The sequence below is a fragment of the Halomonas sp. KM-1 genome (genome assembly GCF_000246875.1).
In the GTDB taxonomy this organism is placed as follows: domain Bacteria; phylum Pseudomonadota; class Gammaproteobacteria; order Pseudomonadales; family Halomonadaceae; genus Halomonas; species Halomonas aerodenitrificans.
The window spans coordinates 1-7,595 of the sequence record NZ_BAEU01000056.1 but is presented as its reverse complement, the minus strand read 5'-3'; the positions used below and the strand labels follow the sequence as shown (position 1 = coordinate 7,595).

Below are 7,595 nucleotides of genomic sequence, written 5' to 3'. Positions count from 1 at the left end.
TGGTTTACCGCCAATGGTTTCTAAACCTCACTCTCCAGACAATGTCTCTCCGCTTGACGAGTGCTCTGGGATAAAAATAAATTTCGTATTTATAGGCTCATGCACAAATAGCAGGTTAGAGGACATGAAGGAGGTAGCGGGAATTTTTTCTAATCAGAAAGTCCGAAAAGATGTGCACTGCTTAGTCACGCCAGGTTCTCAAGAAGTATATCTTGAAGCATTGAACAAAGGTTATATAGAAACAATCATTCGCGCTGGTGCAATTATTTCTCCACCTGGATGTAGTGCTTGCCTTGGGACTCAAGGCAGCATTCCAGCTTCTGGTGATCGCGTATTATCTACTATGAACCGGAATTTTCTCGGGCGTATGGGTAATTCTGAAGCAGATATTTACCTCGCCTCCCCCCTTGTAGCTGCCCATACAGCTTTAAAAGGAGAGATCCCGACTCTAGATGAGGTGACTAATGCTAAATTTTAATGGGTTAAGAGTCAGAAAACTTAATCAGACAATTTCAACTGATGACATAATTCCTGGCCGATATAAGCATATGTATACAGATCCCGAAAAGCTGGCTAAACATATTTTTGAGAATCTTTTTCCTGGCTTTTCGAAAACAGTAAAGCACGGAGATGTATTATGTAGCACCTCGACCTTCGGGATCGGTAGCTCCAGAGAGCAGGCGGTTAGCTCTCTTCTTTCAGCAGGGGTTGTTATGGTGATCGCACCAGCCTTTGGAAGAATTTTTTTTCGAAACTCGTGGAACTTGGGTTTAATAGCGATAGAAACAAAAAATTTAAACGTCCATGAAAAAGAGCGCATTGACGTGGACCTTTATAATGGAGAAATAATAACTGATGGCTCAATTGCACGCTTCTCGCCACCACCAGCTAGTATGCTAAAAATGGTAATGAATGGTGGATTGCTCCCCATGCTGGCCGAGCGCACTTCTAAAGTAATCATTAGATCAGAAAAAATTTAAAGGAGAAATTCCATGAGCCTTGTAAATCATATTTTGCCAGAAGAAAGGCGTGTAAAACTAAAGCAAAAAATAAACCGTGGGGAGAAAGTGAAATGCATTGAAGTGCATAGTGGCTTGTCAGCCTTAATATGCAGCCAATCGCAGAGGGTGATACCAGGAAATAGGCCAGAAAGATTTGACGCTTTGTGGATTTCGAGCCTCACTGGATCAGCCTCTAAAGGCTTACCTGATATGGAAATATATCTGCTTGAAAGACGACTTGAGCTTATAGAAGAAGTATGTCAGGTAACAAAGCTGCCTATTATCGTAGATGGCGATACGGGTGGAGATCCAACAGGTTTTGAATATTTCTGCACAAAGCTTGAAGCTCTTGGTGTAAGTGCAGTAGTAATTGAAGATAAAAAACATCCCAAAAGAAATAGTTTGTCGGAGGATTCGGCACATGTCCTTGAGGATCCTATTTTATTTGCTGGAAAAATACAAAGAGCAAAGAAAGCTCTACAGTCTGACGCCTTCATGATTTTTGCTCGCATTGAAAGTTTAATTGCTGGAGAGAGTATTGAGGACGCTTTGTCCAGGGCCAATATTTATCTCAAGTACGGTGCTGATGGAATCATGATACATTCAAAGTCTAATCATGGTAAAGATATAACAGAATTCCTTTCAAGATTTCAAGCTAGCAAAAACAACATACCGATTATATGTGTCCCTACCACATACAATTTTATTTACGACAAAGAATTATTTCGCCTAGGTGCATCTATTGTTATACATGCAAACCACACGTTAAGAGCAGCTCATAAAGCTATAGAAAAAATCTGCGAGGTTATACTTGAAAATGATAGATCATATGAAGCGGATGAACTTTGCACGCCTGTTAAAGAGATTTTTTCTATGGTTGGATATGATGCAGCCCTTGTCCGAGAGCGATCGCTCTATAAACCATTAGGGAAAAATAAGTATTCAATAAAAACCGCTTGACATTGGTAGGGTGAGAAATATGAAAATATTGGTTCTTCCGGGAGATGGCATAGGCCCTGAAATAACGTATGCAACTTTAATGGTTTTGAATCATGCCATCCAAAGAGAGAAGATTAATATAAATTTTGAGATTCAAGATGTCGGATTAAAGGCACTGGAAAATCATGGGACAACTTTACCTGATACCACATGGAGAAAGGCTGAGGAAGCTGATGGCATTATATTAGCGCCACTTTCAACATATGAATATCCATATGGGTGCATAAATCCATCCGCTGAGTTTCGAACGAAGTTGAACCTTTTTGCTAATTTTAGACCCTGCAAAAAAATAGGTATTTTAAAAGATTCTAAACAAAAAATGGATTTAGTGATTGTTCGAGAAAACACAGAAGGATTCTATTCTAGCCGTTCTATGTACCGTGGTTGCGGGGAGTTCATGCCTGACCCACGTACAGCTTTTGCAATAAGAAAAATAACAGTTGATGCTACCACCTCTATTTCTAACGCAGCTTTCGCACTAGCTAGGAAAAGGAAACAGCACGTAGCAGTCATACATAAAGCTAATGTTTTACAAATTTCAGATGGCCTTTTCTTAAAGACTGTTTCTGAAGTTGCAAAAAACTACCCAGAGATCACTGTCACAAATATGTTGGTAGACTCAGCTGCTGCCATGATCATTCGTGACCCAGAAAGATTCGACGTTATTCTTACTACTAACATGTTTGGCGATATAATTTCCAATGTGGCATCAGAAATAAGCGGAGGGCTTGGGTTAGCTTCCTCTCTTAACGCTTCTAATAACATCGCTATGGCCCAGGCTTCACACGGCTCAGCACCTGATATAGCAAATAAAAATATTTCTAACCCAACGGGCTTAATACTTTCTTCTTCACTTCTGCTTGCATGGCTGGCTGAAAAACATCAACGCCCAGACCTTTTAAGAGCTGCAAGCCGTATTGAAGCAGCCATCGAAAAAACTTTAAGTCATAAAAGTACACTTACTGTGGATTTGGGGGGGGAATTAGGAACAAAGGAGTTTTCCCAAGCCGTGATTAGCAACTACTCATCGCCAACCCAAACTGAAAACAAGGAAATAGTATGAAAAATATAAGAAAAATTGCTGAAGAATGCATGGCTTTTTGTGATAAGGCAAATTGGAAAGTGTGCTTAGATTTTGTTGATAGTGACACTTTAACATTGAATTCTGATAAAAAGAAATTGATGTTAACCGAAAAAGAGACAGGAACACATATCTCATACTTCTCCTCCAGTGTATTACACATATTGCCAACTCCATGGGAATTAGCAATAAACTACTTTACCCAACCGTTTAAATATAGCCATGGACATGCAACAGTATTATCACCGGTTGGCAGCAATTATCCCCCTATTGGCACAGGATGTGTCGACTCCATTACAATACGTCAGCAGGAAGACATAAAAAATCACAACCTAAGCCCAAGTGATAAATGGAGTGTATCTTTAGCAACTGTTGGTCATACTCGTTGTTGGTTGGCTAATTTAATGGTTACTATTCTTGATCAAGAAAGGAAAGAATTGTTGAACCACATTAGCAACAATTACCGTCTTGCCAAAATACCGTTCGAGTTAAAAATTAATGATACTGCCGCTCTTACTGAATTCGCAAGGGATTGCGGCTGGCAAGACGGAAATTTCACAAAAATATTTATTTTAGATTTACATGTCAAAGAGACAAAATCGGGCTGCATAGCCACCGCGTGGATAGCTTTCACAGAAACATTAATATCTCTCTACCTGGCAGAGCTGGTTGGTAGTATTGCAGAGCCACAGATTTCTCCGGAAGCTCGTTTAAAGAAATTAAATAACTCTATCAACTTCCATCTTAGGATTGCTTTATGAGCAATAAGCCAGAGGTAGCAGTAATAGGAATTGGTACTATTGGGAAAAGAGTTTCTGATGCCATAATCAACAGCAAACGCCTTAATCTTCGCGGCGTTGCTGTCAGAAGGTTAACACCATCACTACTACCTTTTATTATGGCTAAAGTGCCGATTTATTATACTGACACCGCAATGAATGATTCCTTAAATAAAAATTATTGTTCGGGGAATATTTATGAACTCCTTGCTCAGTGTGATGTGATCGTTGACTGTACTCCAAGGGGAACTGGTGAGTTTTTTAGACAAATTTATGCCGATGCTGGTGTTCGTGTTATCTACCAAGGGGGAGAGAAAAGCTCTATTGCAGATATCTCTTATTGCTCAGGAATAGGTTTTAACGAAGCTCTCCAAGCCTCAACAGTTCGCGTCCTAAGTTGTAACACTACAGGGCTTATTCGTCTAATACAAGCCATAACTTTATTGACAGAGATTAGCTGTATTCGAGCTGTGCTTATTCGTTCCTCAACTGACCCTGACAAGTCATTTAAGGGTGACGTAAATAACATACAGTCGTTTCCTGGAAAATCTCATCATGGAAGCGATATCAAACATTTTTTTCCGAATTTAGATATTATCACCCAAGCGGTATCTGCGCCTGTGAACTGCGGTCATCTGATCAACCTTTTCATAAAACCAAAAGCCAGCATTACAAAGCAAGATTTAATATCCTCACTAAACTCTTTCAATAGGATAACATTAGTTAACGGTCCACCTTCACTCTCGAAAATGAGAGCTTATGGAGACCAACATTATAAGTATGACTGTTCTTCTTTAGTGGTTTGGGAAGATAGCATCCAGTTAATTGATGGCGAAATACTTATTGCTGTTGGCATTCATATGGAGTCCATAGTGGTACCTGAAACAATGGATGTACTTTTTGGAATGACAGGAATAGCAAAAACATTAGCAGAAGCGCAAATGCACACTGAAAATTCACTAACTTTCATGCCTGGTGAAATATGCTAATAGGACTATGTGGTCAGTTTTCTTCAGACCTTAAAGGAAAACTATCTTTACTCGCTGATGTCTGTGACCTTGAAACTGTACTTGACTCTTCGCAAGCAGCTAGGATTGAGCTATTAGTTACAAGAGGAAAATTGCTAGTTAACGAACATCTTTTATATAAGCTGACCAATTTAAAGATAATTATTAAGGCCGGGTCTGGATTGGACACAATAGATGTTGAAACTGCAAAAAAAAGATCCATCCATGTCGTAGCAACTGGAGGAGCTGATGAAAGTGTCGCAGACTTATCTCTTGCACTTTTATATGCTTGTCTGAGAAACATAGTAAATTTTGACTCAGCAGTACGTAGCCGTGATTGGTCTTCTAAGGAAGCCTTCATAGGGAGTACTCTGCGTTCCCGAAAAATAGGGATTGTAGGGTACGGAAGAATCGGTGAATTATTTGGGTGTATGGTGAAAGCTCTAGGGGCTGAAGTTTTTGCTTGGGATCACTCTATAGAAGCCCCATTAAAGCAACAAAAACTCATGGATAATGGAATCACACCCAAAAGAAACATGATTGATTTATTTAGTGCTTGCGATGTTATTTCTCTCCACCTTCCATTAACACCCTGCACCAAGGGATTGGTAAATAAAAACAACCTAAAAAAATTAGACCATCGCGCTATATTAATTAACACATCCAGGGCGGCCATTGTTGATCATAAAGCACTGTATACGGCGCTAACTGAAAACAAACTCGCATCAGCTGGGTTAGACGTGCACTATAAGGAGGGATTAAGAGATGTAGATCTTATTTACACATTACCTAATGTGATTTTGACGCCTCATGTTGGGGCACAAACTTACCAATCACACCGGGAAATATCCAAAAGGATTTTAAGGGCAGTATCGCTCTATATTGCTAAAAAAAATGGAAAAGATACTTGCGGCATGCACTCTATCTAATTACGAGGAGATATTATTATGGGGATTCGCACTTTAGTTGCTGGAAACTGGAAAATGCATGGATTGATTAACTCTCTTAGAGAGCTGAAAGAAATAGAACAAAACTACCCAAGGGAATCAACCGAAAAAATTGACTCACTAATTTGCTTACCTGCCACTTTGATTAGCAGTGCAAGTCTTATAGTAGCCAGTGGCTTTCTAAACATTGGCGGGCAAGATTGTTCTGTTCATGAGCAAGGTCCTTATACAGGTGATATTTCAGCAACCATGTTAAAAGATGCAGGCGCTAACTACGTAATTGTGGGGCATTCTGAGCGGCGCATTGGATATCATGAAACCAATTCACTTGTACGCAAAAAAGCCGAAGCAGCACTAAACGCTAATCTAAAAATCATTATTTGCATTGGTGAAACTTTATCAGATAACAAGCTAAACAAAACCTACAAGGTGCTTGAAGAGCAAATCAACGAATCTGTGCCGGACTTGTCAAATAGTAGCAATACGGTTATAGCTTATGAGCCTGTCTGGTCAATAGGCAGCGGCCTCATTCCTTCTGAGGAAGAGATAGGCCTGATTCATGAATTCATCAGGTCTAAATTAAAGACTAAGCTTGGTGGTGACGCTAATTTCATGAGAATCATATATGGTGGATCAGTCAATCCTGATAATATTAAAGGTATACTGGGAATCACTAATGTTAACGGAGTTTTAGTTGGGCGCGCTGCAATGAAGGCTAAAGACTTCATTGCTTTGTTAAACAGACCCTGTTCGATTTAATCTTACTGATTTTATGCCTATGGATTAGATTAAACTGGCCACTTGGCACACTTATTTTATGGAATTTAGCATATGAAATTATTTGACTTGACCGATCGCGTGGCTGTAGTCACAGGTAGCAATAGCGGTATTGGTTTTGGTATTGCACTAGCTTTGGCCGAAGCGGGAGCTACAGTTATCATAACAGGTCGATGCACTAATAAAAACGAAGAAGCATTGGCTTTTTTCAAGAAACGAGGACACCGAGCTATGACGGTAGAACTTGACGTTGCATGTGAGAAGTCTTGCCAGAATGTTATTGAAGCGACGGTACGAAAATTTGGTAGTATCAATATACTTGTAAATAATGCTGGAATCAACCTCAGAAAAAAGCCCGAAGCTTACCATTTTGATGAATGGCGCAAAATTATAGATGTGAACCTTTCAGGGGCTTTCTCATGCTGTAGAGCGGCTTATCCATACATGACTGAAAGCGGCGGAGGAAAAATAATTAATATCGGTTCTATGCTATCTATCTTTGGCATGCCCTTGAGCGTACCGTATGCTGCGAGCAAGGGCGGGATCGTACAAATGGGGCGTTCTCTTGCTGCGGCATGGGCAAATAACAACATACAGGTTAATACGATATTGCCAGGGTGGATTAATACAAAAATGACTATTAAAACACGAGATCAGATACAAGGCCTACACGAAAAGGTATTAGATAGAACTCCAGCTGGCCGATGGGGTGAAACCAAGGATTTAGCTGGGGCCTCTATCTTCCTTGCCAGCTCTGCATCTGATTTTATAACTGGCGCTGTTTTGCCTGTCGATGGTGGTTTTTCTATAAGCGGTTGAATTAACTTTGCTAAAGAAAGGAAACGATAGTGTAAAATATACAGTGATGGTGCTCGCTTGACACATGCCTTATGGACTCCTTTTTCGTCGCCTAGCAGAGTTTTCTTGAAGTCGCCAGGGTGTCCCTTTCATATCGCGACAGTCCTGATGCGGAAGTGCTCATCCTGTCAGCTCAGGCTACGTCT

9 protein-coding genes are annotated in these 7,595 nt (G+C 40.1%); all 9 read left to right on the top strand.

What is annotated here, in order from left to right; translation table 11 throughout:
• Positions 1 to 478, top strand: a 478-nt coding sequence (locus B8115_RS05585) for an aconitase family protein (RefSeq protein ID WP_238539197.1), incomplete at its 5' end; no start/stop codon positions are given.
• The gene (locus B8115_RS05580) at positions 465 to 980 is read left to right on the top strand and encodes a hypothetical protein (protein WP_010626777.1); all 516 of its coding nucleotides are present in this window, start codon (positions 465 to 467) and stop codon (positions 978 to 980) included. The genes B8115_RS05585 and B8115_RS05580, both read left to right, overlap by 14 nt.
• 12 nt (positions 981 to 992) lie before the next feature.
• Positions 993 to 1,961: an isocitrate lyase/phosphoenolpyruvate mutase family protein gene (locus tag B8115_RS05575; RefSeq protein ID WP_083861781.1), complete on the top strand. Its 969-nt coding sequence runs from the start codon at positions 993 to 995 to the stop codon at positions 1,959 to 1,961.
• Positions 1,962 to 1,980: 19 nt separating this feature from the next.
• Positions 1,981 to 3,063 (top strand): isocitrate/isopropylmalate dehydrogenase family protein, encoded by a 1,083-nt coding sequence (locus tag B8115_RS05570; protein ID WP_035590178.1) that lies wholly within the window; start codon positions 1,981 to 1,983, stop codon positions 3,061 to 3,063.
• Entirely contained in the window at positions 3,060 to 3,842 is a 783-nt protein-coding gene (locus B8115_RS23235; RefSeq protein WP_141638527.1) for a hypothetical protein, read from the top strand. Before B8115_RS05570 ends, B8115_RS23235 begins: the two co-directional genes overlap by 4 nt.
• Complete coding sequence (locus B8115_RS05565) at positions 3,839 to 4,849, top strand: type II glyceraldehyde-3-phosphate dehydrogenase (RefSeq protein WP_010626774.1); 1,011 nt, start codon at positions 3,839 to 3,841, stop codon at positions 4,847 to 4,849. The genes B8115_RS23235 and B8115_RS05565 overlap by 4 nt, the downstream gene beginning before the upstream one ends.
• On the top strand, positions 4,843 to 5,796 hold the full coding sequence (locus B8115_RS05560) for a D-isomer specific 2-hydroxyacid dehydrogenase family protein (protein ID WP_010626773.1): 954 nt from the start codon (positions 4,843 to 4,845) through the stop codon (positions 5,794 to 5,796). The genes B8115_RS05565 and B8115_RS05560 overlap by 7 nt, the downstream gene beginning before the upstream one ends.
• 18 nt (positions 5,797 to 5,814) lie before the next feature.
• A complete protein-coding gene (tpiA, locus tag B8115_RS05555; RefSeq protein ID WP_010626772.1) occupies positions 5,815 to 6,573 on the top strand; it encodes a triose-phosphate isomerase in 759 nt (252 codons plus the stop codon).
• Between the two features lie 72 nt (positions 6,574 to 6,645).
• A complete protein-coding gene (locus B8115_RS05550; RefSeq protein WP_010626771.1) occupies positions 6,646 to 7,410 on the top strand; it encodes an SDR family NAD(P)-dependent oxidoreductase in 765 nt (254 codons plus the stop codon).
• The last annotated feature ends 185 nt before the right edge of the window (positions 7,411 to 7,595 follow it).